The organism is Candidatus Polarisedimenticolia bacterium (genome assembly GCA_036004685.1).
Lineage (GTDB): Bacteria > Acidobacteriota > Polarisedimenticolia > Gp22-AA2 > AA152 > DASYRE01.
Map to the genome: position 1 here is coordinate 1 of DASYRE010000019.1, position 22339 is coordinate 22339.

General features: G+C 65.4%; 21 protein-coding genes. 3 read left to right on the forward strand and 18 right to left on the reverse strand.

Annotated elements, in window-relative coordinates:
• Positions 1–137: 137 nt before the first annotated feature.
• From VGR67_04430 to VGR67_04515, 18 genes are all read right to left on the reverse strand, one after another.
• Positions 138–3362 carry a DUF3857 domain-containing protein gene (locus VGR67_04430; protein ID HEV8335644.1) on the reverse strand — a complete coding sequence of 1075 codons (3225 nt, stop codon included), beginning with the start codon at positions 3360–3362 and terminating at the stop codon, positions 138–140.
• Between the two features lie 222 nt (positions 3363–3584).
• Positions 3585–4424 carry an SRPBCC domain-containing protein gene (locus tag VGR67_04435; protein HEV8335645.1) on the reverse strand — a complete coding sequence of 280 codons (840 nt, stop codon included), beginning with the start codon at positions 4422–4424 and terminating at the stop codon, positions 3585–3587.
• A gap of 30 nt (positions 4425–4454) precedes the next feature.
• Complete coding sequence (locus VGR67_04440; GenBank protein HEV8335646.1) at positions 4455–4802, reverse strand: hypothetical protein; 348 nt, start codon at positions 4800–4802, stop codon at positions 4455–4457.
• Between the two features lie 97 nt (positions 4803–4899).
• Complete coding sequence (locus VGR67_04445) at positions 4900–5316, reverse strand: DUF1801 domain-containing protein (protein HEV8335647.1); 417 nt, start codon at positions 5314–5316, stop codon at positions 4900–4902.
• 207 nt (positions 5317–5523) lie between these two features.
• On the reverse strand, positions 5524–6369 hold the full coding sequence (locus VGR67_04450; GenBank protein HEV8335648.1) for an isocitrate lyase/phosphoenolpyruvate mutase family protein: 846 nt from the start codon (positions 6367–6369) through the stop codon (positions 5524–5526).
• Positions 6366–7328, reverse strand: a complete 963-nt coding sequence (locus tag VGR67_04455; protein ID HEV8335649.1) for a DUF5996 family protein — start codon at positions 7326–7328, stop codon at positions 6366–6368. Before VGR67_04455 ends, VGR67_04450 begins: the two co-directional genes overlap by 4 nt.
• Positions 7329–7337: 9 nt before the next feature.
• The gene (locus VGR67_04460) at positions 7338–7955 is read right to left on the reverse strand and encodes a carboxypeptidase-like regulatory domain-containing protein (protein ID HEV8335650.1); all 618 of its coding nucleotides are present in this window, start codon (positions 7953–7955) and stop codon (positions 7338–7340) included.
• Positions 7952–8437: a hypothetical protein gene (locus tag VGR67_04465; GenBank protein HEV8335651.1), complete on the reverse strand. Its 486-nt coding sequence runs from the start codon at positions 8435–8437 to the stop codon at positions 7952–7954. Before VGR67_04465 ends, VGR67_04460 begins: the two co-directional genes overlap by 4 nt.
• Positions 8438–8559: 122 nt before the next feature.
• Positions 8560–9324, reverse strand: a complete 765-nt coding sequence (locus VGR67_04470; GenBank protein ID HEV8335652.1) for a VOC family protein — start codon at positions 9322–9324, stop codon at positions 8560–8562.
• 191 nt (positions 9325–9515) lie between these two features.
• Complete coding sequence (locus tag VGR67_04475; GenBank protein ID HEV8335653.1) at positions 9516–13121, reverse strand: S8 family serine peptidase; 3606 nt, start codon at positions 13119–13121, stop codon at positions 9516–9518.
• Positions 13122–13259: 138 nt separating this feature from the next.
• Complete coding sequence (locus tag VGR67_04480) at positions 13260–13559, reverse strand: hypothetical protein (GenBank protein ID HEV8335654.1); 300 nt, start codon at positions 13557–13559, stop codon at positions 13260–13262.
• Positions 13560–13607: 48 nt separating this feature from the next.
• On the reverse strand, positions 13608–13838 hold the full coding sequence (locus VGR67_04485) for an Lrp/AsnC ligand binding domain-containing protein (protein ID HEV8335655.1): 231 nt from the start codon (positions 13836–13838) through the stop codon (positions 13608–13610).
• A 121-nt stretch (positions 13839–13959) separates the two neighbouring features.
• A complete protein-coding gene (locus tag VGR67_04490; GenBank protein ID HEV8335656.1) occupies positions 13960–15615 on the reverse strand; it encodes a ChaN family lipoprotein in 1656 nt (551 codons plus the stop codon).
• A gap of 29 nt (positions 15616–15644) precedes the next feature.
• Positions 15645–15815 carry a twin-arginine translocase TatA/TatE family subunit gene (locus VGR67_04495; protein HEV8335657.1) on the reverse strand — a complete coding sequence of 57 codons (171 nt, stop codon included), beginning with the start codon at positions 15813–15815 and terminating at the stop codon, positions 15645–15647.
• Positions 15816–16084: 269 nt separating this feature from the next.
• Positions 16085–18007 (reverse strand): selenocysteine-specific translation elongation factor, encoded by a 1923-nt coding sequence (selB, locus tag VGR67_04500; GenBank protein HEV8335658.1) that lies wholly within the window; start codon positions 18005–18007, stop codon positions 16085–16087.
• Between the two features lie 7 nt (positions 18008–18014).
• Positions 18015–18299: a DUF507 family protein gene (locus VGR67_04505; protein ID HEV8335659.1), complete on the reverse strand. Its 285-nt coding sequence runs from the start codon at positions 18297–18299 to the stop codon at positions 18015–18017.
• Positions 18300–18307: 8 nt separating this feature from the next.
• Positions 18308–18586 (reverse strand): DUF507 family protein, encoded by a 279-nt coding sequence (locus tag VGR67_04510; protein HEV8335660.1) that lies wholly within the window; start codon positions 18584–18586, stop codon positions 18308–18310.
• 148 nt (positions 18587–18734) lie between these two features.
• Positions 18735–19646, reverse strand: coding sequence for an RNA polymerase sigma factor RpoD/SigA (locus VGR67_04515; protein HEV8335661.1), 912 nt, complete (start codon positions 19644–19646; stop codon positions 18735–18737).
• A gap of 462 nt (positions 19647–20108) precedes the next feature.
• Between VGR67_04515 and VGR67_04520 the strand changes: the two genes are divergently transcribed.
• Genes VGR67_04520 through VGR67_04530 form a run of 3 tightly spaced genes read left to right on the forward strand, consistent with a single transcriptional unit; the run spans position 20109 to position 22323 of the window.
• Positions 20109–20516, forward strand: coding sequence for a helix-turn-helix transcriptional regulator (locus tag VGR67_04520; GenBank protein ID HEV8335662.1), 408 nt, complete (start codon positions 20109–20111; stop codon positions 20514–20516).
• Positions 20517–20523: 7 nt separating this feature from the next.
• Positions 20524–21432 carry a tetratricopeptide repeat protein gene (locus tag VGR67_04525; GenBank protein ID HEV8335663.1) on the forward strand — a complete coding sequence of 303 codons (909 nt, stop codon included), beginning with the start codon at positions 20524–20526 and terminating at the stop codon, positions 21430–21432.
• 9 nt (positions 21433–21441) lie between these two features.
• Positions 21442–22323: a hypothetical protein gene (locus VGR67_04530; GenBank protein HEV8335664.1), complete on the forward strand. Its 882-nt coding sequence runs from the start codon at positions 21442–21444 to the stop codon at positions 22321–22323.
• Positions 22324–22339: the final 16 nt, after the last annotated feature.

Sequence of the window (22339 nt, forward strand, 5' to 3'; positions counted from 1 at the left end):
CGCTGAGGTCGCCGAGGCGCCCGGATCGCAAGGCGCGCCAGAGCGTCGCGTACCCAAGGCGGTACGCAAGCGAGGCGCAACGCGGCGAGCCGGGATGGATCGGGGGCCGAATGTAACATGATTTTTGAGACGCGACACTAGTTGACCGAGCCAACGTCGCTTGTCCGTAAGAGGACGAAGGTGCAAGACGACTCGGTCGGTTTTTGCACCTTTCGACACGCCAGGATCCCGCGGCGGATGATGCGCGCGTCGCCCGGCTCGGGAAACTCCATCTTGAAAGCGACTTTCTTCAGCGACTCTCCCAGAGGCTTGAGTGTCTCGTCGCCGCGGATGAACCGGACTTCCGCGACCTTGGGTCCCGGCACCAGGGCCACGAAGAAGTCGGCGTCGCCTTCGCCTTGCGCCCCGGGAACCGAATAGGAACGAAGATTGCTCAGTCGTTCCTGAATCCCGTTGAGATTCGTCTGCACCTTGCTCTCTCCTACCAGAGCGACCAGGTGCTTCCTGCCCTCCGGATGGGGCGAGAAGGCTTCTGCCGCGAACGCGTAATACTGCAGCGCCAGCTCCCTCTTCCCCGTTCGCTGGTACGCCTGTCCCAGGCGATCGGCCGTCAGGCCTTTCTGGGACAATTCCCATGCCGCGGTGAGGTAGCGCAACGCCGAGGTTGTGTCGCCGGCCTGGAAATGGACCCATCCCAGGGTGTCCCAGCACACCGCGAGAAGCTCCACCATGGCCAGGTACTCCCGTCCCAGACCCTCGAGGCGCGCCTTGCGCAGCACGGACGTCACGGAAGCCACCGCCGATTCCGCGTATTCCTTGGCTTGGTCGAGGTGGATCTTCTTCTCCGCCAGCTCGGCGGCGACATGGTTCAATACGATGGGGGACGGCTCGAGCTCGACCGCGCGGCCGAAGGATTCCTGTGCCTTCTCCGGCTTGTTCAGCCTCATCTGCACGGAGCCGAGCTCCATCTGGAGCAGCGCGTCTTCGGGCGTGATGGAGGCGCCTTTTTCGAGTTCCGGCTCCGCCTCTGCGAACTTCTCCTGGTCCAGCAGCAGCATCCCCAGATTCCGATGCGCGTACTCGTCGAGCGGGACGATTTCGATCTGCTTCCGATATGCCCGCTCGGCCTCGTCATAGCGTCGCCGGCCGCTATAGACTTGACCCAGATTGTTATAGGCCTCGGGGCTGTAGGGATCGAGCTCCACCGCTTTCTTCAGTGCCGCTTCGGCCTTGTCGAGCTCCAGGAGCTTGAGGTAGGAGCGGCCGAGATCGTTGTACGCCGACTTGTGGGCCGGCTCCGCTTTGATCAGTCGCTCGAGCAGGTTGACGGAGGTTTGATACTCGCGGTTCTGATAGGCGGCGTCTGCCGCCTCCAGGAGCTCGTCGGACTTGCCTCCTTTCAGGTCGCCGGATCCGGCGCCCTCCTTGACTTTGACCGCGACCTTCTGCTCGGTGTCCGCGATCACCGCGCGGCGAAATGCCTGGAAATCGCTCCGTCGCGCCCCGGGCAATTCCTCCACTTGCACACCGAGGATGCGCTCGCCGGTCACCGTCGATCCGTCGATCTGGTACTTCGAGGCGTACTGCCCGTAATCGCGCTTCAGGTCGACCGCCAGGGGCAAGTGCATCTCGAACTGTCGAGGGACCTGCAGCTTCAGGTGGTATTCGAGATGAACGGACCCCAGAGTGATGGGCTCACCCTCAGCGATATCATCGGGATCGATGAGCTGCAACTGGCTGAATGGAAGCGGGAACGCCGCGTCCTTGCCGAAGGTATTGAAGTAGTTCAGCTTGGTGATATGGAATCGGTACTCCAGAGGCTTGGACGTATCGGTGAGGGAGGAGAATTCCGGCTCGGAGATCTCCCCTTCGATCCCGGCGGAAGAGGCCATGTATTCGAGCATCTCCTTCCACTTGGATTGCGGGATCGCGCGCGCGCCCAGGCGGCCCAGGACTTCGAGGTCACCGCGGAACGTGAGCCGAACGTCGGCCTCCAGCGTCCCCAGATCGTTCAAAGTCCCTTCGATCGTCGTCGCCATGGTGTTCGGGATGGCGGGATCGGCGGGAGTTCGCCGCAGCTCCGACTTGCCCTCTCCGGCCACCACCAGGGACTCCTTCTTTCGCACCGGAGGCAGCAGCATCCGGAAAGGAGCCAGCTCGGTGGTCGTATCCAGCCAGATCTCCTCATCCCCTAGCCGCACGAAGCTGATGACGTGATCGAATTGCTGCGGGGAGGGAAAGTCGGCGTCCACCTTGTGGGTGGCGGACGTCAACGCGGCACGCAGGTGGAGTCCGGCGGCCTCCCCCATGGCCGCCAGCAGGGTGTGCTTGTCCTTGCAGTCGCCGTACTGGTTTCCGAAGACTTCGGCGGCGGCATGGGGCTGATATCGCCCGAGCCCGAAGGAAAGACTGACGTACCGGTAATTCTGCGCGACGTACTGGTAGATCGCGCGGAGCTTCTCCAAGTCTCCGGCGGCCCCTTGCGTGATCTCCCTGACCTTTGCCGCGATGGCCTCGCTGGGAAGACGGCGGTCGCGCTCGAGCTTCGCGTACCAGTCCCCGACCTCTCCCCAGTTCTTGAACGTGCTGACCTGCACCGCGGGGCTCTCCGGCTCCTTCTTCGGCTTTCGTTTCTTGCCGCTCGTCGGCGCGTCGTCCCCCGCCTCCAGGTGCGCGGTCTTCCATTGATAAACTCGCCGTCCGTCGGCCTCGCTCACCTGTGGCTTGAATTCGGGGCGGGTTTTGACGTTCACATACTTGGCGGTGGGCAAGTCGACTCGGAGCTCTTCGTTCCTGACGATGACGGAGCGATTGAAGTCGTAGGCCCACCAGAAATGATTCGGCTCCAGGGGCGCAAGCTGATCGAACTGAAGCTCATATTCCAGAATGTCTCCCGGGCGGAGCGATGGGACGACGATGTGTTTTTGTCGGATATCGCTGTACATCGGCGCGAACTGAGAGATCGGCGAGGACATGTCCTGGACGGCGCCTGCCGGAATCTCGACCCGGGTCCCGTCCGGCTTGACGACGCGGCCTTTGATGGCGAGCCGCTCGAAATCGGAGTTATAAGAAAGGACCACCTGTCCGAATTGCCGAACCCCCCCTTCCGTCTGGACGAGGATGCGCATTTGGACGGTCTTCGAGCCGGTTCCGTCCGCTTCGAAGCGGACCGAAGTCTTCTGCGTCTCGATGATGATTGGCTCGCGGGAGAAGTCCGTGGGGGAGGGCTTGGCCGGCGCGGTTTGCGCCATGGCGAAAGGCGCCATCAGCCAAGCAAGAACGAGAACGATTCCTGCCTTGAGTCCCATGGCGATACTGCAAGTCGGATCCGGAGCCGAATCTCGGTATCGATCGGACATCATGAAGACCCGCCTCGGCCGTCCGGAGCCGGACTCAAGAGAATCCCTGGCAGCATGCAGGGGTAGGGACGATACGCACGGACAGAAGCTGGAGCTTCTCGGAAATCCGTCAGGATCCCGGGCGTCGTGGCCTACGCTCTGACTCTGAATGAGCGGCCATTCTAGCACTGCGCCGCCCGGCCCGGCCCAAAAAGTTCAACACTGTCGGCTTCCCGATCCGCGAGGCTACTTTCCCGCCAGCAGCGCCTTGTGGTCTTCGGCGCGCCGCTGGAGCAGGCTCGCGAGGTCCCGCTCGAGGTGGATGAGCTTCTCGAAGGCCTGCATCACCTTGGGATCGGCCATCGCCTCGGGATCGTGGTGCCCCATCGGCAGGTCCCAATAGCCGACCATGGCGTCGGCGACCGCCGTCAGCTGCAGCGCGATCTCCCGGTGCTCGCGGGCGAGCTTTTCGTAGGCGTCGTACTCGTGCTTCGATCGCTCGTCGTTCCTGTCGAGCGCATCCAAGTGAATCTCCAGGTTCTCGGCCACGGAGGCGATCACCTCTCCGAGCTTGGCCGGCAAGGCGGCGCTCTCGGCGAGGCCCTTCCCACAGGTCCTCTCCTTCTCCTCGGCGGGGGCTTCCGCGATCTCCTTGATCTTCGGCAGCACGCGGTCCCAGATCTCGGCGCTCAGATTGCGGTATTTCTCCCCCTCTTCTATGGCCGAGAAATCGCCCTGCAGGACGTGCAGGGTCGTCTTGCCCTTCGCCTTCTTCAGCTCGCAGGTGATGCCGTCGTCTTCGGTGAGCTGCGGCGCGTCCCCTTTGCGCACGTCGAAGACGGTGAAGCGCAGCAGCTTGTTCGGCTCGAGGGCCGTGACGCTTCCCTTGACGACGGTGTTGCCGTCCTCGCCCTTCCAGAGGACGGGAGCGCCCAGCTCCCAGGCCGATTCGATATGGAATTGCGGGCCGCCGCTGGAGAACTCGCGGGCCCATGCATCGGTGTTCTCGCGCTTGGTCAGCGCGTTCCACACCTTGGGAGCCGGAGCGTTGATCGTGATCTTCTTGTCGACGAATAGTTTCGGCATGTTCCTTCCTTTCCGCGCCGGACGGGATCCTCAGACGGCCCGGCGCAAGTACAGAGCGGCGAGAGCGTACGCGAGGCCCGCGCCGGCGATCGGGCCCATCAACCGGATGCCGTGCCCCGACGACGCCAGCGGCATCCGTGACATCACCATACATGCCACGGCGCCCATCGACCACAGCGAAAACGCCAGAAAAGCGCGGCCGCGGAGGCTCCAGAGCGCCTCGGCCGCGATCAGGCCCAGGAAGCAAAGGGCGGCGGAGGCCAGCAGGAACTTGTCTTCCAGACGCAACCGGGGCCGCGAGGCGGCGCGGTAGAGCATCAGGGCGGAGAATCCGACGACGAGGAGGGCGATCGCGCTTACCCCGAGGGGCCTCTTCACGCTCTCTTCCACCTCCGAATCGCGGCGCTTTCGGCCTTCGAGAATCCCGGTCCGACCATTTCGTCCTGCGCGCGCGCATTCTCCCGGCCGCCCGGGCTCAGGAGGCGGCCCGATTCATTCTTTTCACCGACTGCTGGACGAGCTTCTTCAAGGTCGGAAGATCGACGTCCTCGAGCCGCTTGATGTAGAGGCACGCCTGGCCCGTCTTGTGCTTGCCCAGCTTCTTCAGCAGATCGGCCGACTCGCCGAATCCGGGCATGATGTAGAGAGTGAGGTTCTGCTTACGCGGCGAGAACCCGACGAGGCAGGAGTCGCCTTCGTGCCCGCTGGCGTACTTATAAGGATAGCTGCCGAAGCCGACGATGCTGGCGCCCCACATCTTCGGCTCCTTGCGGGTGGCTTCCCGCAGGAGCTTGACGAGAGCGATCGAGTCCTCGCGCTGGCGCGCGTCGGGGATGCTCTTCAGGAAACCCGCCACGCTGCGATCGTTCTGCCTGGTCTTCAACTCCGCCATCTTCCCCTCCCGTGGCGTTGAAACATGGTGCAATCTCACGATGCATAGGGACGCGAACCGCCCGCCATGCTCCAGCCGGCGTGTCAAAGCCGCGCTTCGGCGATCTTCCGAGACGCCGGATTCCGGCGCATCCGCAGGCTGGAACGCCATCGAGGTCGCGGCGAGCCTGGCGAGGCGGAGAGCCGATGCCTTCATCGGGTCCTGGAGTCAGTCGGAATCGAAGGAGGAGTTGATCTCGTCGAAGGGGACGGCCCCGGCGAGCGACTTGAAAGTCCCCTTCTCGGCGATCTCCCGCGCGGCGGCGAGGAAGGCCGCCCACGCCGCGCGCGCCAAGGCGCCCCCGACGCTGATCCGGCGGACGCCGAGCGCGGCCATCTCGGAGACCGTCGTGAAGTCGCTGCCCACCAAGACGTTCACCGGCTTGGGAGCGACCGCCCGCACCAGCGCTACGATGTCCTCGGTGGAGCGGAGCCCGGGCGCGTACAGGCAGTCGGCCCCCGCCTCGGCATAGGCCGCAAGCCGCCGGAGCGTCGCCGCGAGATCCGGGCGCCCGACGATGAATCCTTCGGAGCGCGCCGTGAGCAGGGCGCCCGTCCCGCCGGCGTCGATCTCCCGCCGCGCGGAGCGCACCCGCTCGACGGCGAGGGCGAACTCGAAGAGGGGCTCCGCGGGATCGCCCGTGGAGTCCTCGATGGAGAGTCCCGCGACGCCGGTCGCCGCCGCCGCGGCGGCATTGGCGCCGACCGTCTCGGGCGCGGTCGCGAAGCCTCCCTCGAAGTCGGCGTGGACCGGAACAGCGACGCCGCGGGCGATGCTCCGGAGATGGCGCAGCGTCTCCTGAAGCGTCATCCGAGTGTCGGGCCGGCCGCGCGACCAGGCGAAGCCGGAGCTGGTCGTGGCGATCGCCGGAAAGCCCAGCTTGGCGAGCAGCAGCGCGCTTCCCAGATCCCACGCGTTGGGGATCACGAAACAGCCCGACTCGTGGAGGCGCCGCAATTCCCGGCAGCGATCGACCGGTTTCTTCCGGGGCGTCTTCTTTCGAGGCTCCTTCATTTGCGGCTCTCGTGGACGCTGCTTCGGGGGTCCTGGGGCCGCTCCAGCGAGCCGCGATTCCATTGGCCCAGGCCGGCGGCGGCCTCGTAGGTGGTCTCCAGGAAATCGAGGAGCGCCTGATCGGGAGACGGCGATTCCCGGACGACGTCATAAGGAAGAATGAACTCGCGCAGATCGTTGCTGTAGAAGGCCCCCGCCGGCCTTACCGGCGCCGCCGCGAATCCGGGAGGCTCCGGATAGGCATAAGAATAAAACGCGGCGTACGGGATCGGTCCTCCGCCCGCCCAGAACCCGCAGCTGCTGACCTCCTCCGAATAGGCGTCGCGCGCGACCCAGTCGGGCAGGTTCGGGACGCCGCCGGGATGCTCCGGCGCCGGCCTGCCGGAGAAGCGGGTGACGGCCAGATCGGCCGAGCCCCAGAAGAAGTGGATCGGGCTGCATTTTCCTCCGAAGCGCGCCCGGAAGATCTTCAAGATGCGGTCGGACTGCAGGAGGATCCGCCAGAACCGGTTGGCATACTCCGCGTCGTAGGCGCGATGAGTTTCGTCCTTGTCGAAAGGGATCGCCTCGGGAACCTCGTTCGGCTTCCGGTGGATGCCGACGTGCAGATCGAGCCGGTCCAGCTCCGCCATGAGCCGCGCGTAGAAGACCGCGACCGTCTGCGGCTCGAGCGGGAAGCCCCCGGCGCGCCCGTCGCTGTTGGCCACGACCAGCCGGTGATCGACGAAGTCGAAATCGATCTGGAAGATGCGCTCGCCGTGCGGGATCGTCCTGGTCGTCAGGCCCCGGGCCGTGACGTAGAGCGCGACGTGCCAGGAATGGTTCGTCCAGGGCGTCTGGGTGAGCCGAACCTTCCCGACGACTTGCGTCCAGAGGTGCAGGGTCGCGCAGGTATCCTGCCACTCCTCGAGAGGCAAGGGCGGCCAGGCTTCCGAGGCCGAGGCTGAAGAGACCACCATCATCCCTCCCTAATCCGTCCGCCAAGGGAACTGCACCCTGGATTCGAGGACCTGATCGACCACCATGAGGTAGGAGCTCGATCCCAGGTGGCCATAGCTTCCGGGGCCTTCGATCCGGCCCTTCCATCGAACCCGGTATTCCCGGTCGGCCTTGAAGCGACCGAACAGGGCGCCGTGGACCGGCTCGGCCCAAAGGTCGCGGATCTCCGGGACATTTCCTTGCGGCTGCGGAACGGTTCCCTCGTCCGGCTCGAAGCAGCAGCGCTCGTAGCCCCACGAGAAGCTGCCTAGGAACTCCCCTTCGATCGTCATGAAGAGCGGCTCGGCGAAAAACGACGCGTCCGAGTCGACGTCGACCGTCACGCTCCTGCCCCGCTCGACCAGGACCTCCTTGGCGGCGATCTCCCGGGTCTTGAGCAAGCTGCACGGGGCCCAGAACCTCACGACGATCTCGTTGGATTCCCAATCGTAGGGGAAGTAGGGAAGGTCGTAGCGGCCGCCTTGATCGGTCCGGACCCGGAAGGTCCTTCCTCGGACGGAGACCTCGACGCCGGGCCAGGGCCGCCCGCGATCCGTGACCGTGCCCCGGATGCGCGCCAGGAGCTTTTCCGCCCTGCTCCGCTTCATTCCCACGGCCTTCGCAGAATGAGGAAGGTGAGATAGTGGGTCACCAGCAGCGCCGGAACCCAGAACGCCGGGATCCAGTAAGCGGCGCCCATGTAGTCGGGCGCATGATAGACCGTGGCGAGCGTGATGGCCACAAGGAGATCCAGCGTTCCAAAAACGTTGAAGGCCCACACCATCGCGCGCGCCGACTTCGAGCCCGAGATGACGGCCGGGATGCAGGCGAACGCGAGCAGCGAGGTCACCAGATCCCCGATCGCGGCGGGATAGGAAAATTCATGCGGCATGCCCGAGTAGGTGGCTCCGGTCGTCAGGAACATCAACCCGAGGTGCCGGAGCGAATGCAGCAGGAGGATGGGAAGCAGGGCTCGGCGAGGGTTCAGCTCGGGCAGTTTCGGGACCAGGTAAATCCGGGCCGCGACATAGAAGACCACGGTCGTGCCGATGAGATTGATCGTCAGAATCCGGCCGAGGAATCCCTGCATGACTGCTCCTTGGTTCCTTGCCCCAGAATCGCGCCGGTTCGCTTTCTATTCCCGGTGCTCGCGGCCTCCCGGGGGATTCGACCAGGCTCCTTCGTCCGATCGCCACTCGCCCCGGGGCGCTTTCAGTAATGGACGACCATCGGAAGATCGGGCCGCAGGTTCTTGGTGACGCCCTTCTTCCCTTCGTCGAGCGTCACCTCGAGGAGCCATTGGTTGCCGACGTCGAACTTCACCTGTCCCAATCCGGCGAGGTAGGAGGCGGCCGGCGGCAGGCCGGCGGCGCTCGGCGCGACGACGCGCAGGCCGGTGAGACGGCGCGTGCCGTTCGGATGGCGGAAGATCGCCCCCTTGACGGGATCCCGCAGAAGAGCCTCGTTGTCGCTCTCGGGCGTCTTCGGATGGGAAGCGATGGACAAGGAAACGGCCTTCGGCGTCTCCTTCGGCGTCAGAATCTCGATGAAGCCCCCTTTCTCCATCCAGTCCGCGGAGACTCTCCAGGTCTCGAAAGGGAACTTCGCGGGCGTCGCCGCGGTGCGATCGAAGACAATCCCGATGGGGGAGTAACCGGTCTCGCGCCACGCCGACTTCGAGCGGAACTTTTCCGCGCCGGCGCGCGTCGCCGGCGACACCGGCACACCGGGATCGGGGTAGATCAGCTCGAGAAAGCCGTTCAGCAGCTCGACCGTGACCGACGCGGTCCCCTGGCCGTCGTGACGGTTGACCGTGGGCGCGACGCGGAAGCCCGCCTTCTCGAGAGCCGCGCGCTCAGGCGCTCCCGTCTTGACGACGATCCAGCAGTGGCTGAGGTTGAGAGGAGGCGCCCCGCTCTCCGCCGCGAAGGCCGGGCCGAGAGCGCCGAGGATCAATGCCGCGAGCCAGAATCGCATCGCTCTGCTCCTACGAAGAAGGGCACTCCCCCATCGCCTCGGACGAGTGGAGGCAAATCGTCCCCGTCCCGTCGTTCTCTCTGGCTGCGCCCTGCAGGTGTCGTGGCAACGGCTGCAGGCAAGCACCATTCACGATGGGCTGTTATAGCAGATTTCCGCGTTTCCGGAGAATGCGGGCCGCCGAACGCGGATCAGGGGCAGGTCTGGTTCGCGGAGCGGGGGTAGGTCACCGGGTCGGAGGCTTCGCCGAGCGAGCCGACGAGGGAGCCTCGCTGTCCGGCGACGAGATAGAAGAGGTCGCCGCCGGCGGGGGTCAGGCTCGTGCCGGCCGAGGCGATGCCGCACACGATCGGGGCGGTGTTGGAAGGGGTGACGCCCGCTCCGGCGAGCGCGGCGATGGAGCCCTGGTAGAGGCGGTACGAATCGGCCATGACGCCCAGGCTTTCCCAGGCGAAGGTGACGACGCCGGTGCCGGCGTCGCGCGTCAGGGTCAGGGGCGCGCCGGACCCGACGCCGCTGACCTCGGGCGGGGGGTTCGCGCCGATGCAAGTGTTGCAGGCGGGTGCGCTCTCGCGGGTGATGTGCAGCGCCCAGGAGTGCAGCGTCGCCTGGGAGCACGGGCCCTTCGGGCCGCCGCCGGTGCACTGGATATTGTTCTTGTCGGCGACCCGGAGCGTCCAGACCCCACCCGCGTCCTCTCCGGCGTACTGATTCATGCTGCCGATCTGGGCGAGCCGGTTGTTGGGATAGTTCGTGATCAGCGACTGGCAGGGCAGCGGGGCGTTGTGAACCGGAACGCCGGTGCCCTGCGGAGAGAGCAGGTTCAGCGTGTAGTCGTCGAACAGGAACGAGGAATCGGAGCTGGTGATATTCACGTCCATCGTGACGCTGCGGATCGTCCCGGCGGCCGCGGAGGGCGTGGTGAACTGGCTCGGATTCGCCACGTCGTCGTTCACCACCCCGGTCGTCCCGGTCAGGTTCTGCGTGGTGACCGTCTTCGATCCGACATCCAGACGGACGGGCACCGCGAAGCTTCCCTGTCCCGTCGTGACGTTCAGGGTCAGGTCCGCGGCGGTGCCGCAGGGGACGCTGTCGGAGACGGCGACCGTGAGGGTGTTGCCGGCGTTCGGATTGCCGACGCCCCCCGCGGATATGTCGGCGTAGGCGGTGCTGCCGTCGACGATGGTCACGCCCGCCGTTTGAGAAGCGAGGCTGGCCGTCACCCCCGTCGCCGCCGCGTTCCCGGAGTTCGCCAGCGGCACCGAGAAGACCGCGTTTTCCCCGGGATCGATGACGGTGTCGCCTCCCGAGCCGGTCCCCGAGCAGACATCGGCCAGGGTCAGAACGCCGGGGGAGAGGATGGGCCCGGTATAGACGACCGCGTTCGTGACGACGAGGGCGAAGTCCTGATCGGTTGTGTCGCCGTTCCCCGGGATCCCGTCTCCGGCCAGCGTCACCGCCCTCACCGTCAGGGTGTAGAAGCCCGACGGATTGGGCTGGATCACCTGCTCGACGTTGTTGCGCGTGTCGGGCGGCCCGCCGGCCACACCGTTGCCGGCGGTGATGGCGTTGCCGCGCAGGAGGACGTTGCCGTTCTGCGCCACCTCGAGATCGAGATTGTTCACCAGCGACGGGCACGAGCCGACGGCCCCGGGCGCGTCGGTCCAGACGAGCGTCGCCCGGAGAGGCTGCGCCGGATTCGCCGGGGTGAACCGGAGCTGATACTGGTCGCCATTGTTGGCGAGGACGACGCCCTGATCGAGGTAGACGGCGCCCAGCCCGCTCGTCTTCCAGAAGAGCGGCGGGGCCGGCACGATGGCGGGCGTTCCGGGCTCGAGGACGTTGCCCAGGTTCCACCGCCCCCAGCCTTCGTGGCGGTTCGGGATGAGATCGGCGGTGTTGCCTCCCTGCATGTCGCGCGCGCTGTTCACCAGGATCGCCTTGACCATCGCCGGCGAGGGGGACGCCGGAGCGAAGCGCTTCCACCACTGGACCAGGAGCGCCGCGCCGCCGGCGGTCTGCGGGGTGGCGAACGAGGTCCCCGCCGAGAGGCTGTGGAGTCCGTCGCCGGTCGGGCTGCCGAATCCGGCCACCGAGGCGGAGGCGATCGCGGCGAAGTTGCCGGCCACGCCCCCCGGAGCCATGAAGTCGGGCTTGATCCGGCCGTCGAACGCCGGTCCCTGGCTGCTGAAGAAGCTGCGATCGTCGATGTTGGTGCCGCCCGCGTTGGGACGGTAGACCGAGCTGGATCCGGTGGTGAGGATGTTCTTCGCCGCGTGCGGCCGCGTAAGGCTCGAGGGACTGTCGGCGGTCGCGCCGGGTGAGACGTTCCCTTCGTTGCCGGCCGAGAAGCAGGTGATCAAAGGCTGGTTCCCGGCGGCCACCGAATCGGCGTCGCGGGTGAGGAGGTCGAACGTCCGCTCGAAGCTGGTATAGGAGACATCCTCCACCGTGTTACCGTCGAAAGTGAAACCTCCCGAGCCCCAGGAGTTGTTCTGGATCGTTCCGGGCACGCCGTTGGGCCCGCTGAACGCCACCGTGTCGCGCGCGCGCGTCGCGTCGTCGTCGGAGCAGGCGCCGCTGCTCTTCAGCGCCGGGATGTTGATGAAGTTGACCAGCGGGGCCACGCCGATCCCGAGCTTGAACCCGGTCGTCCCCTCGCCGGCGTGCGTGCAGGTGCCGCCCGCGGTGGCGGCGCCGAACTGGCCGTGGCCCTCGGATCCGATGGTCCCGCAGACGCTCTCGTTGACCCGGCCCGACGTGTGACCCGTCGGGTCGACGTTCAGGACGCCGTTGTCGACGTAGCCGATGGTGACGTTCGAGCCATCCAGGTTTCGCGCCGCGAGCCAGTCGGTGTAGGTCGGCTCGGCGAGAATCGGCCGGAAGGGGATGCCGCCGGCGACCTGGCCGGCGAGAATCTGGGTCGACGACTCGTCTTCGAACCGGGGCTCCGGAGCGCTCTCGACGGCGTAGACCTCCGCCAGCCGGGCCAGGTCGGGGATCGCGCCGCCGGCGATCCGGATCGTCAGGACGTCGTAGAAGTCGGAGGGCATCCGGCTCAGGATCTCTCCCCGCATCGCCTGGATCTTGTTCGCCGCCGCCTCGACGTCCGCGGAGCGGTAGACGAGGACGCTGAGCTTCACGGCCCCCTCGGGAAGGGCGCCTTCCCGTTGTTTCTGGGCGAGCTCGCGGCTCAGCTTGAACGCCGGCTGGTAGGGGCCGGCCCATTCGACGAACGGCTTCGCCGCCAGACGCGGCCGCTGCCGCGGAGAGAGCCGGACCAGGTAGGTGAATTCGGGAATCGGAGTCAGGATCTCACCGCCCAGGGCGCGAATCTCGGCGAGCCATTCGTCGCGCGCCGGGCCGGCGAGCTTGACGAGATAGGTGCCGACGGCGAGGCGCGACTCGTCGGCCGTCAAATCCGCGGGAAGCCCGAGCGGGCCGGGAGGGACGCGAAAGCTGTAGTAGCCCAGACCGACCCGCTCCGGATCCTCGAAAGTCCTGACGGCGTAGCCCACGGCGCGCAGCGCTTCTTCCTGCTGCCGGCTCAGCCGGACCAGCAGCGAGCGGCCGTAATCGTGCCGCACTTCGGCGACGGCCTGATCGAGCGGGATTCGCGCGCTGCCGGGAAGCGGCTCGCGATCGACTAGGGCGAGGCGGAGCCCGGAATCTTGAGGGCTCCCGGACGGCAAGGAATAGCCCGCCGGCGCCTGGATGACGAGAGCCAGCGCCGCCCCGGCCAAGCCGAGGCAGAGGATGGCCGCAAGCCGAGCCCAGCCCGGACGCGAATTTGGCATGGGCCCTCAATATACCTCTAAGCCGCGGTTTTTCAAGGGAAAAGCCGGTGCCGGCCGGGCGCGCGAAACAGCCTTCCGGGGCGGGAGCAATCTGCAAAAAATGTCAGCCGGACACTGCGAGCCCCGAGCCCCATCCCTTCAGAGATTCGGCGCGGGCCGCCGCTGGTGCAGCCGGGAGCGGCCGGAACGGGCCGTCAGCGTTTCCCGGACCCTTCCGAGACAGGCCTCCAGGGCAGCTTCCGGGTTGGGGCCGTACCCCACCGTCCGGGCGCTGGAAAGGGGGACGCGATGGTTCGACCGGAGGGCGGAAAGGGCCACCGCGCGGAATTGATTCGGGGGCTGGGCGGTCCGGGCCAGGCGCACGGAGACCAGGGTGCGGTCGTCCAGCTGCACCAGGCTGGGCGCCATGGGGGGATCGCCGGGGCTGTTCGGTTTCATGTCGGAACCTCCGCCGTCGGGCTTGGGGGCAAGCCCGACTCCCATCATTCAGATCACCAGCAGCGTCGTGGTATGCCTAACCCCTGGGATGGATTGGATTTTCTTCATGATCATGTCGCGCAGGCTGTTGATGTTCGGCCCTTCCACGAAGACGACGACGTCATAAGGGCCCATGACGGAATGCGACAGCTTCACGCCCGGCAGGTCGGCGAGAGCATCCTCCACCTGTTCCGAGCTGCCCGATTTGACCTTCACCAGGACGAAAGCCTGCTCCGCCATCTTCGCCTCCCGTGGGTGTCCGTCCTTGGGCGCCGGCGGCCGCCCTTTCCCGCGAGCCGGCCTGGAAAGGGCCTCGTGGCGCACAGTCTAGCCCCTCCGGCCGGGGAGGAGCAAGGGGGAATCAGGAGCCGGTCACTCCGGCGAGCTTCTCCGCCAGATCGAGGTAGGTGCGCAGGGCGCTTCCCGTCTCCACGAATTTCTTCCGGAAGAGATCGGCGATCTCGCGCCGCGTGATGGCCCCCGCGTGATAGCCGTCGTAGATCTGCTGTCCCAGGAAATACCCGAGCTCGTGAACGAGGATGTTCGCGCGCTTCGGCTCGCTGCGGATGCCGGCGAGGATCTCCTGGGGAACCTCGTCGTACTCCTCGTAGCGCGTCTCGAATTTCTTGTGGCTCAGGATGAAGCTGATGATCTCCTGGAACTCCTCGTAGGAATAGGGGGTGCTCGCTTCGATGACCCGGCGATCCTTGCGGTAGTACTGGTAGAACTCCGTCTCGAAGAAATGGTTGCGGCTGGGAACGATGAGCTTGGAGCCGAAGAAGGCGAGCGCCTCTTCCATCACCTGCCCGTAGAAGAGGTCGTGCAGCGGGAGGTCCACCGGGGCCTCCTCGTTCAGCTCCCTCTTGAGACAGAGGTTCACGAAGTGCGCCGCCTCCTCGCCGCCGTGGGCCAGATCGAACCGGCCCAGGAAGATGGCGTTCAGGCGAGGCACGAAGCAGGAGCCCTTCTTCTCCACGTGCGCCAGGATCCCCTCCGCCTCCTCGGGGGTGAAGCGGTTCGTCCGGAGGATCCTGCGGAACAGCTCCGCGTCGGCGGACCCGTAGACTTCCGGGAAGGCGTCGACGAGGAATTCGACGCAGTGGCCTTCCTTCTTGAGGCAATGGGTGTACTTGTTCACCTTGAGAAAATCGAGGATCGTGTCGATGATGTTGTAGACGGTGGGCGTCAGGTCGGCCGCTCCGTCGTCCTCGTTCTCCCCCTTCCAGCGGTCGAGGACCTGCCGGTAGGCCTCGTACTTGCCGATCGGGCTCGCGTTGAAGACGCAGAAGGCGTCGGGCGCGAGCCGCGCGACGTCCTCCTGCTGCAGCCCCCGCTCCACCATCTGCCAGTAGACCTGCTCGAGATTCTGCAGCACGATCGTGGAGCGGCGCTCGAGCCCTTTCCGCCTCAGGGCGTGCCGGACTTTCGCGGGCAGGTGCTCGCGGGCGAGATGGGACTCGCCGACGATCACGACGAGCTTCGCGCCGGGGTTCTTCAGGGCGATGTCGGCGATCCGCGCCGCGGCGTAGGCGTCCCGCTTCCGAATGTACCGGAAGCCGTTCCGCGGCTCGCAATCGATGCCGAACACCGGAAGCCCGTACTCCTTCGCCGCCTCGAAGATGGGGCGGAACGCCTCCCAGTCGTATCCCCATTCCAGGTCGTAGCGGATGCGCCGGAGGAACTCCTCCTCGGAAATCTCCTCCTTCATGTAGCGATCCAGAATCCGCTGCTGGCGCCCGAAGACCATCTCCACGCACAGGGCCGCGCCGTCGCTCCGGGAGGCGATCTCCGCGAGCAGGCGGGCTTCGAAGGCCTGGGCGGAGGCGAGCGCGTGATAGTCGCCGATGTAGATGATGTCGGATTTGACGCAGGTGACGATCAGATCGTCCAGCGAGCTGACCGCCTCGAACCGGCTGAAATCGCGATGGAATTCCCGGATGTATTTGCGCGAGGAGTTGGGATCGACGCCGAAGATCTCCTTCTTCAGGCGCTCGACGGCCTCCCGCTGAAAGACCATCTCCTCCCGAAGAGGCGCCGATTCCGGACTCAGCGGTCCTCCTCCGGCTCGCTCGGTTCTTTCCCTTCCCGGATCTCGCCCCGGAATCTTCGAATGGCGACTCCGAGGCTGTTCGCCAGCGCCGGGAGGCGGCCGGCCCCGAACAGGAGCAGGAAGATCAAAAGGATCAGCAGGATTTCGCCGATGCCGAACGAGCCCATCGAACCTCCCGGGCCAGTCTAGGGAGGCTTCCCCACCTTGTCAAACCTGTGTTGCGTTCCCGAAATCTCGTTAACATCGAGGCCGTCGATCCATCCCGGCTAGCTGCGTTGCGCCTCGCTTGCGTACCGCGTTGGGTACGCGGCACTTCGGCGCGCCTTGCCATCCGGGCGTCTCGTCGGCCTCGATGTTAACGAGATTTCTGAAACGCAACACTATCGCTGCGTCTCCGCCGCGGGGCCTCATTTCCCGGGCGGCGCGCGGGAAAGCCTCAGGCGGGAGGAGGCAGGATGCGGCGGAGATTGCCGTCGCGGCGGGTGACGCGGATGGCGTCCAGATGCTCCAGAAGCGGGATGGCGTTCTTGCGGGTCGTGCCGGAAAGGTCCTTGAAGCGGGCGATGTCGATCGTCTCGGAAGTCGCCCGATACTCCCAGATCCGGCGCTTCAAGGAATCCAGCGCCTCCCGATGGAAGACGACGCCCTCCTTGATCCGGACCAGGGAGCCTTGCTTCAGGAGAAGGAAGAAGAGCTCCTCGATCTTCTTGCGGGGAAGATCGAGCTGGGAGGCGACCTCCTCGAGCTCCGGGGGGTTCAGCCCGGCGGATCGAAATCTCTCCTCCAGCCTCCGAGCGGCGCCCGCCTCCGCGCCCTGAAGAGAAACCTGATGCCCGTGAAGCGCGACGATCTCCCGTTCCACCTTGAGACGGCTCCGGCGCACGACCTCTTCGAGGAAGAACTTGAACACTTCGGGCGGCTCGCGGCGGAAGAACCGCGACCGGACCTCCTCTTTCGGCAGTCCGAGATGGAGCGGATTGGCGCGGTGGAAGGCCCCGACCGCCCGGATCACCTCGTCCTGGAGAACGGCGAAGCCCTCGCCGGCGAGGAACCGGGGAGGATCCGCCGGAACTTTCAGGATTCGCCCGGCGCCGAGATCGGAGGCCAGGCTGTCGAGGAGGGCGGCAGGCGAAAGGCCGGTCCGGGCGCGCAGCGCGCCGAGGTCCAGTCCCGCCCGGCCGGCGCCGCGGATCAATTCGCGCAGGCGGACGGCAGGATCGGGGTCCTTCAGGCGCTCCCAGCGCTCCCGCGCCGCGGCGATTTCCGCCGCGCGCAGCTTCCTCGGGGCGTTGTCGAGGACCATCCCCCCGCCGACGGTGGCGGCCGGAGAAGGACGCCTCAGGATGAAGCGATCGCCCGGCAGCGCGGCGACCGGCTTCGAGAGCCGCATCTGAGCCGGGGCCGATTCGCCCGGCTCCAGGCGCTCGATTCCGGCCAGGCGGATCCTGCCCATGACTTCGGCCGAAAGCAGGTGGAACCGGACCGAGCTCTGATCCTCGATGCCCTCCCCCGGAAGAGCCTCCAGCCACACGTCCAGCAAGCGCGTCGGAGCGAAGGCGCCGGGAGAGGCCAGGAGGTTGCCGCGCACCACCGCCGAGGTTTCGACCCCCTGAAGGTTGACGGCGGTGCGCTGCCCCGCGGCCGCCTCTTTGCAGGAGGCGCCGAAAACTTCGAGGCCGCGCACGCGGGCCACCCCGCCGTCAGGCAGGATCTCCACCTCGTCTCCCACCGCGACCTTCCCGGAGATCATGGTGCCGGTGACGACCGTGCCGAAACCGCGTATGGAGAAGGAGCGGTCCACGGGCAGGCGGAAGACCATTCCGGCGGAGCGCGGCGGGACCCGCGAGGCGGCTTCGCCAATCGCCCGCTTCAGCTCCTCTATCCCCACTCCGGTCTTCGAGGAGACGGGAAGGATGGGAGCGCTCGCCAGGAACGACCCCTCCAGGAACTCGCGGACCTCCAGGCGCACGAGATCCAGGATCTCCGGCTCCACCAGGTCCGCCTTGGAAAGGACGACGATGCCGGCCGGAATGCGGAGAAGGCGGCAAATCTCGAAATGCTCGCGGGTCTGGGGCTTGATCGACTCGTCGGCCGCGATCACCAGAAGGACGAGGTCGATTCCCCCGACCCCCGCCAGCATGTTCCGGACAAAGCGCTCGTGCCCCGGAACGTCCACGAACCCCGCCAGGATTCCCTCGGGAAGCGACAGGTTCGCGAAGCCCAGGTCGATCGTGATGCCGCGCTCTTTCTCCTCTTTCAGGCGATCGGGGTCGGTGCCGGTGAGGGTCTTGACGAGCAGGGACTTGCCGTGGTCGATGTGGCCGGCGGTCCCGACGACGACACGGCGTGGGATGGACACGGCGCGCTCACTCCCGGAGCCGTTTCACCTTGGCGAGCTCCTCCTCGTAGTACTTCCGGTAGAGCAGCTCCCATTCGGGACTTCCCTCGGGAACGTTGCGCTTCTGGGACCCGATCTTCCGGCGGATCGCCTCTTGCACGGCGTCATCCTTCTCGAGCTCCGCCTTCAGCAGGGCGACGATGCGCTGGCGGACCTCGCTCTCCTCGCCGTGGTAGTCGACCCGATCGTCGTCGAGCAGCTCGTCGAGCAGCAGGTGGGAGAGGTGGACGATCTTTTCGTGGCTGAGACGCATGGGGCCCTTCAGAGAATGATCTTGCGCTCCCGGGCGAGCTTCGTCTTGATCTTGCGGAACATCTCCTGATAGTCGATGTCGCCGCGGGAAATCTCCTCGTTGTGCTTCTCCAGGATCTCCCGGACCTCCTCGTTGAGGCGATCCTCGACCGCCAGGTCGTCGCGGAACACCGCCGCCAGCCGGTCGATGACGGCGCCCGGCTCGTCGGTGGAGATCGTGCCTTCGCGAATTAGGGCGTGCACCAGGTTTTGGGTGATCGCTTCCACCTGATCGCGCGTCAGCCTCACGGAAGATGCCCTGCGGGTACGCCCGGAAAACCGCTTCCCGGGCGAGGTCGAAAGGATAACACGTTCGGTGCAAAAAGGAAGAGGGCGCCGGGGCGCCCTCTGAGCTTGCGGTTTTCGGCGGCCGGGGGGTGCCCGGACCTTGGGAGCATCAGTGGGAGAGCTTCGACCTCACGATGCTGAGCCTCATGACCGACACCCCTTCCCGGATCTTCTTCGAGGGAGAGGCGACCGCCCGGTTGCGGGAGATCAGCTTGCGGAGGCGGTTCTTGGCCTGGAACTCAATCTGCCGGACGCGCTCGCGGCTGATCCCCAGCCGCTCCCCGATTTCCTTGAGGGTGAAGGTCTTCCCCCCCTCCAGGCCGAATCGGTTGATGATCACCGTCTGCTCCTGGTCATTGAGGTCTTTCAGGGCGAGGCGAATCAGACTCTCGCTTTCCTCGCGCAGGAGCTCCTCCTCGGGATTCACGGAACCCTGGTCCACCAGGTAATCCGAGATGGGGGTGTCCTTCTCCCTGCCGATCTTGTCGTCCAAAGACAGCTCTCTCAGCTTGATCTGCAGAATCTCGTCGATCTTGGCGATGGTGCTCTGCAGCTCCTTGGAAATCTCCTCCCGATCGGGCTTCCTGCCCAGCTCCTTCGCCAGCGCCCGCTCCGTCGCCCGGACGTTCCGGACCTTCTTCATCTGATAGTTGGGGATGCGGACGAGGTTGGAATGCTGCGACAGGGCGCGCAGGATCGACTTGCGTATCCACCAGATGGCGTAGGTGATGAACTTGGTGCCGCGGTTGTGGTCGAAGTGGTGGGCCGCCTCGATCAGGCCGATGTTCCCCTCGTTGAGCAGATCCTCGAAAGGGAGCCCCAGGTGCCGGTATTCGGAGGCGATCTTCACCACGAACGACAAGTTGGACTCGACCAACTCATTGAGTGCATGGGCCTTGCTCTTACTCTTGATGGAAGCCGCCAGCTTCTGCTCTTCCTCTTTGGAGAGGATAGGAAACTCGCCGATCTCCGAGAGGTACTTGGAAACGGCACTGCTGCGCTCGTGGGGCCGATATTCCATCCGATGACCTCGACCTGGATGATTCACCCGGCGCTCGCGCGCGCCGGATGTGGAACCGGCTGACTCAGGCTGACGGCCTTGAGATATTTCTTTCTTGACAAGGACCCAATGTGGTCCTAAACTTACGTCAAATTTCTGGTGTTTTGTCCAGCGCCTGACGTTTCGCCGACACCCGACGTTAAGAACGCGTAGGAAATTGACATGAAGCTCCTGGGGTGCTGCAAGGAGAGCGGCGCAAATCCCTTGGCGTTCAGGTCAACGACTCCCTGTCTACGCGTCAATACGTTTGGCGGCTCGTGCATCAAGAATTTGGCATTTGGACGAGCTGTTGTGTGAGCTGACGCAGTTGATTATATGTTTCGCTCCCAAGGGTGTCAAGGGTTTTTTGCGATACCAGCATTCCTGGAAAGCCACGCTGGAAAAGGATCTTAAGGGGACGGCCTCGAAAAGGAGGCATCTGGCTTGAACCTGGGAAGGTCGAAGATCAAACAGCCTCTTCTCGTGGGCGACCGCATCCGGACTTTGCGCAAGGACCGCAACCTGACGCAGGCGGAGCTTGCGACCAGTATCGGGATACAGCAGTCGGACCTTTGTCGCATGGAGAACGGGGAGTACAAGGTCAGCCTCGAGACGCTCTTCAAGATACTGTCCATTTTCCAGATCAACATCGCCGAGTTCTTCCATGAGGAGGCCCCTCCGAGCATCTCCGAAAAGGACGTCGACTTCCTCCGCGAGTTCCAAAAGCTCGATCTCAAAGCCCAGCGGGAGGTCTGGGACTTCGTCCGTTTCAAGCGCCTCGACGGAGACGCCGACGAGAGCGAGAGTCAGTCCGCCGGCCCGGGTCACCGCGATCGCGAACAGAAAGAGTAGGTCCGCCATGGAAAAAGCCTGGAAGGAAAGCTACGAACAGCTGACCAAGGAGGCCTACGAGGAAATCCGGAGAGGCAACTTCAAGACCGCCCAGGATCTCTTCGTCTCGGCGGGGAAATTGGCGGGTGCGGCGGCCGATCAGCTCGAGATCGACCGCGCGGTTTGTAACATCAGCAACGTCCAGCTCTCGCTGGGCAACTTCCACGCCGCCGAGCAGGGCCTGCGGGAAATCCTCCTGCGCTGCTCCGACCACCAAATCCTCTTCATCGCCTCCGCCAATCTGGCAAGCAGCCTGGCCAAGCAAGGGAGGACCCATCGCGCGCTCTTCTACTCCAAGAAGGCTCTCGCGGAGAGCGCCTTCCTCGATCCCCATTGGAAAGCCATCTCCCGCAACCGGCTCGCCAACATCTACCTGATGCAAAGCTATTTCCAGGAGGCCATCGCCGAATATCGCACGGCGCTGGAGATCGTCCGCCAGGCGGGCATCGCCGACCGCTGGCCGACGGAGCACTACCTGGACAATCTCGGCTACTGCCTCGTGCTGGTGCAGGAGTACCGCGAAGGGATCCTGCATATCCACGAGGCGCTCGGCCTGGCGCGGCACCATCGCAATCAGCGGTGCGTCACCGAGTGCTTCCAGGATTTGAGCTTCGCCTACATGCAGCTCCGATCTCTCCGGAAAGCGGAGCTGTACGGCCGGCGGGCCCTCGCCCTGGCGCTGAGGAAGCAGTACGTGGACATCGTGAAGACCTGCTACTACCTCCTCGGCGAGATTCATTACCTCCAGGGCAACGAGAAGGAATCCGACTTCTTCTTCGGCAAGCTCCAGGAGTTCTATCCCGATCTCGATTTCCTGAAGGACTTCCTGAAGACGTTCGACGTCAGCAAGATCCTGAACTTCAAGAATCCCAGTTAGGAGCGGACGATGATGAGAATGGCCCGATGGATCCTGCCCGTTGCGGCGGCCTTTTTCCTCGTCCCCTGCATCTGGGCAGACGCTCAAGTAGTCGGCATCGACGGAACCGTGTACTCGATCCAAGTCTCCGGCTCTTCCGGCCCGGCGGCTCTCGCGTATTCCGTGCTCCACCCCGACGGAACCCTGCAAACCGGGACGATTGCCCCGTCCGGAACCGGCGGCGGCGATCGCGACCCCGTCCTCGTCCTCGCGCCCGGCGCGTCCGGGCCGTTCCTGGTCTGGACCCGCCACGACGGGGCCTTCGATCAGATCGCCTATTCCCGGTTCGTGAACCAGGCGTGGGCGCAGCCGGAGTACCTGACCTCCGGCCCCCGAGACCATGTCCGGCCCCAAACGGGGACCGACGCGCACGGCACCGCTTACCTGGTGTGGGTGGAATCCGCGGAGACGGGAACGATCATGTTCGCCACGTTCGATCCGCTGACCGGAAGCCTGGCTTTGAGCCCGCGGGATCTGGTCCGCGAGCTGGCGAGGTTCTCGCCTCCGGAATGGCTGAGTCCGGCACTCGCTCCGTCCCCCGGGCCGGTTCGACATTCGGCGCCGGCGCCGCAGATCCTGCCGGACGGAGGCAACGACACGCCCGCGATCCCTCCCTGCTCGTCCACGCAGACCGCCAACTGCAAGAAGGATGCGCTCGGCGGGGCGACCAGGATCGGTCCTGCCTGCACGAAGGCGGTCGTGGCGGCCGTCGTCAACCGCTCGCTGGCGATCGGGATCCTGGACAATGGGGCGATCGAGAAGCACTACCGTTCGGTGATTCCGGTCGGGGCGCCGGACGACTACGTGACGCAACTGCTGCAGAGCCTGCTGGACTACCACTGCCAGCAGTAGCCGCGGACGGGAAAAC

Coding starts and splice junctions, on each gene's coding strand:
- VGR67_04430 (HEV8335644.1), bottom strand. CDS start 3,362: ATGATGTCCGATCGATACCGAGATTCGGCTCCGGATCCGACTTGCAGT.
- VGR67_04435 (HEV8335645.1), bottom strand. CDS start 4,424: ATGCCGAAACTATTCGTCGACAAGAAGATCACGATCAACGCTCCGGCT.
- VGR67_04445 (HEV8335647.1), bottom strand. CDS start 5,316: ATGGCGGAGTTGAAGACCAGGCAGAACGATCGCAGCGTGGCGGGTTTC.
- VGR67_04450 (HEV8335648.1), bottom strand. CDS start 6,369: ATGAAGGAGCCTCGAAAGAAGACGCCCCGGAAGAAACCGGTCGATCGC.
- VGR67_04455 (HEV8335649.1), bottom strand. CDS start 7,328: ATGGTGGTCTCTTCAGCCTCGGCCTCGGAAGCCTGGCCGCCCTTGCCT.
- VGR67_04460 (HEV8335650.1), bottom strand. CDS start 7,955: ATGAAGCGGAGCAGGGCGGAAAAGCTCCTGGCGCGCATCCGGGGCACG.
- VGR67_04465 (HEV8335651.1), bottom strand. CDS start 8,437: ATGCAGGGATTCCTCGGCCGGATTCTGACGATCAATCTCATCGGCACG.
- VGR67_04470 (HEV8335652.1), bottom strand. CDS start 9,324: ATGCGATTCTGGCTCGCGGCATTGATCCTCGGCGCTCTCGGCCCGGCC.
- VGR67_04475 (HEV8335653.1), bottom strand. CDS start 13,121: ATGCCAAATTCGCGTCCGGGCTGGGCTCGGCTTGCGGCCATCCTCTGC.
- VGR67_04480 (HEV8335654.1), bottom strand. CDS start 13,559: ATGAAACCGAACAGCCCCGGCGATCCCCCCATGGCGCCCAGCCTGGTG.
- VGR67_04485 (HEV8335655.1), bottom strand. CDS start 13,838: ATGGCGGAGCAGGCTTTCGTCCTGGTGAAGGTCAAATCGGGCAGCTCG.
- VGR67_04490 (HEV8335656.1), bottom strand. CDS start 15,615: ATGGTCTTTCAGCGGGAGGCCGTCGAGCGCCTGAAGAAGGAGATCTTC.
- VGR67_04495 (HEV8335657.1), bottom strand. CDS start 15,815: ATGGGCTCGTTCGGCATCGGCGAAATCCTGCTGATCCTTTTGATCTTC.
- VGR67_04505 (HEV8335659.1), bottom strand. CDS start 18,299: ATGCGTCTCAGCCACGAAAAGATCGTCCACCTCTCCCACCTGCTGCTC.
- VGR67_04515 (HEV8335661.1), bottom strand. CDS start 19,646: ATGGAATATCGGCCCCACGAGCGCAGCAGTGCCGTTTCCAAGTACCTC.
- VGR67_04525 (HEV8335663.1), top strand. CDS start 20,524: ATGGAAAAAGCCTGGAAGGAAAGCTACGAACAGCTGACCAAGGAGGCC.
- VGR67_04530 (HEV8335664.1), top strand. CDS start 21,442: ATGATGAGAATGGCCCGATGGATCCTGCCCGTTGCGGCGGCCTTTTTC.